This window comes from Mesorhizobium sp. M7A.F.Ca.ET.027.02.1.1 (assembly GCF_004022985.1).
Classification (GTDB): domain Bacteria; phylum Pseudomonadota; class Alphaproteobacteria; order Rhizobiales; family Rhizobiaceae; genus Mesorhizobium.
This window is the reverse complement of record NZ_RZOL01000556.1, coordinates 1-3,094: the sequence shown is the minus strand read 5'-3', so window position 1 is coordinate 3,094 and position 3,094 is coordinate 1. Positions and strand designations below refer to the sequence as shown.

The window sequence follows — 3,094 nt, the reverse complement described above, 5'->3', positions numbered from 1 at the left end:
CCGTCCCTCACCCAGTCCCCACTGGCTTATTTCTGGTCCCGCGAAGGAACCTGGTATTCCTCGCGAGGAATACCAGGTTCCTTCGCGGGACCAGAAATAAGCCAGTGGGGACTGGGTGAGGGACGGGACAATGTTCGGGCTGTTCACATATCGGATCATGACGCGGTTACGCGTTTTGCGTGCCGTGGCTGTCGCGTCTTCGCTGGCTGCTGCGGCGATGCTGGCCTTCGGCGCCTCGGCGGCGAGAGCCGACAACGACATCGTCTATGTGTCGTCAACCAAGAATGCGTCGATCAAGGTTGCCAAGGGCAAGCCGAAGACGATCATCACCAGTGCCGCCTTCTACCAGATCGTCATCGGCGATCCGGAGATCGCCAACGTCAATCCGCTGACCGACAAATCCTTCTATGTGCTCGGCAACAATCTCGGCACCACCGGCATTGCGCTGTTCGATGAGAAAAAGCAGCTCGTCGGCACCGTCGACATCGAGGTGACGCTCGACACAGACCAACTGGCCAGCACCATTCGCGCCAGCGTGCCGGATGCCAGGATCAAGGTCGGCTCGGCCAATGGCCGGGTCGTGCTGTCGGGCGAGGCCGATGATGCCGTCGCCGCCGAAAAGGCAAACAAGATCGCGACGCGCTTTTCCGGCACCGAGGAGGTGATCAACTCGGTCAACATCTCATCGTCGCAGCAGGTCCAGCTCAACGTCCGCTTTGTCGAGATCAACCGCCAGGCGGGCCAGGATCTGGGTGCCAAATACGCCGCCAATTTCGCCTATGGCCTTGGCGGCCGCGACGTCTCGATCGATCCGGGCACAGTGCCGGCCGCCGGCACCGGCGAGATCATCGGCAGGCTTTTGTCGAACGGCGTGTCGATCGATATCGCCATCAAGGCACTGGAGGAACGCGGTCTGGCGCGGCGGCTGGCCGAGCCGAACCTGATCGCCCGGTCCGGCCAGACGGCGAGCTTTCTCGCCGGCGGCGAATTCCCGATCCCGGTCTCCGAAGACGACGGCAAGATCTCGGTCAGCTACAAGAAATACGGCGTCAGCCTGGATTTCACGCCGACCGTCCTCAAGGATGGGCTGGTCAGTCTGGACATCGCGCCGGAAGTCTCCTCGATCGACGCATCGGCCTCCTACAATATCGGCACCATCTCGGTTCCCGGCTTCATCGTGCGCCGTGCCAGGACGTCGGTCGACCTGAAGAACGGCCAGAGCTTCATGATCGCTGGACTGCTGCAGTCGCAAAACGACATCACCACGTCGCGCATTCCCGGCCTCGGCAAGATGCCGGTGCTTGGGGCGCTGTTTTCCTCGAAATCCTATCAGCGGCGCGAGACCGACCTCGTCATCATCGTGACGCCCTATCTGGTCAAGCCGGTCGATCCGTCGAAGAAGCTCATCGAGCCGACAGATGGCACGCAGCCGGCCAGCAACGCCGACTATTTTCTCAACAACACCGAGGAAGTGAAGGATTCCGATGCCGGTCGCACCGTGGCGCTGGCAGACGGCCGCGTCACTCAACCTGCAGCGGCCGCTTCGGCTGGGCATTTCCTCGACCTGCCGAAGGATTGAAGCCATGCGTCTGGTCTTTGGATCGAGCGTCGCCTTGCTGCTGACCGGCTTTGCCGCCGGCTGCACCAGCGACGACTATGTGCGCAGCGAAGGGCCGACGGCCGGCGCCGGAAATGCGCAGGCCGCCAACACCGTCATGCAGATGGTCGATCCCTGGAAATACGGGGTCCAGAACACCAGGCTCCTGGTGCCGGCCCAACGAGGCAGTGCCGCGGCTGTCACACCCGATCAGGCGGCCGGTGCCAAGGCGTCGCAGTCCAGCACGACCAATTGATCCCACGGGCAACTGATCCAACGGTCGATCGACCTGACAGGCTGACAGAATGGCAAACGGCATCAAGACCAGGAAGATCCTGCTCGTATCGACCGACAGGACATTTGCGCAGGACACGCGCACCGCATTTTCCGCCTCCGAGATCATACAGCTCTCGACGGTGGAGAAGAACGTCACCGAGTTGCGCGGCGAGATCCAGGAAGCCGACTTCGGCGCCATCATCGTCGACATGGATGCGGCAAGGCTGGAGGAGGTCGAGTCGCTGCAGCGCATTATGCGCCGGCTGGAGGACAAGGTTCCGGTCGTCGTCGTCACCCAGGAGTTCAACGCCGCCGCGGTGCGCATTCTGGTGCAGCTCAAGGTCGCGGATTTCCTGGTCAAGCCGATCACCACGGCCGATCTGGTGCGCTCCGTCGTGCGGGCGCTGCAGGGACCCGGGCGCGAGGAAAACACCGAATCGCAGATCTACACCTTCATGCCTGCCGCGGGCGGCGTCGGCACCACCACGCTGGCGCTGCAGACCGCTTTCCAGCTGCATCACTCGGTGACGCGCGGCGCGTCGACCTGCGTCGTCGATCTCAATTTCCAGCAGGGCGCCTGTGCCGAATATCTCGACCTCGAACCGCGTTTCGACATCACCGAGATCGAGAACCAGCCCGAGCGTCTCGACCGGCAACTGCTCGACGTGATGCTGTCCAAGCATGCCAGCGGGCTGTGCGTGCTGGCGGCACCGGCGCATCCAGCAGAGATGCGCTCGTTCAAGACCGATGTCGTGGTGCGCATGCTGGACCTCGTTTCGGCCTATTTCGACAATGTCGTCATCGACATGCCACGCACCTGGTTTCCATGGACGGAAACCGTGCTGCTCGGTTCCAACAAGCTCTACATCGTCGCGGAAATGACGGTGCCGTGCCTGCGCCACACCCAGCGGCTGATCCAGGCGGTCTACGAGACTGCCGGCAAGGAAGTGAAGCCGAACGTCATCGTCAACCGTTTCGAACAGAAGATGTTCGACAACGGCATCAAGCAGGCGGACGTCCAGGAAATTCTCGGCGAGCATTTCGTCGGCGGTATCGCCAACAACTATCGGCTGGTGCGCGAGGCGGTCGATCGCGGCGTGCCGTTGCACGAGATCGATCCAAACGCCAATGTCGTCAACGATCTGAAGAAGATCATCCTGCCGGAGGAGGCGGTCCCAACCCGGGCGAAATCGCGCTCGCTGTTTGGCATGGGCCGTGGAT

Annotated in this window: 3 protein-coding genes; all 3 read left to right on the top strand. The window is 62.2% G+C overall.

The genetic code is table 11. The features are described 5' to 3' along the window. The first annotated feature begins 130 nt into the window (after positions 1-130). Positions 131-1,579 (top strand): type II and III secretion system protein family protein, encoded by a 1,449-nt coding sequence (locus tag EN749_RS33270; RefSeq protein ID WP_128364756.1) that lies wholly within the window; start codon positions 131-133, stop codon positions 1,577-1,579. Positions 1,580-1,583: 4 nt separating this feature from the next. Further along, a complete protein-coding gene (locus tag EN749_RS33265; RefSeq protein WP_127269273.1) occupies positions 1,584-1,853 on the top strand; it encodes a hypothetical protein in 270 nt (89 codons plus the stop codon). Between the two features lie 49 nt (positions 1,854-1,902). Beyond that, on the top strand, positions 1,903-3,094 hold a 1,192-nt coding region (locus tag EN749_RS33260; RefSeq protein ID WP_128364755.1), incomplete at its 3' end, for a CpaE family protein.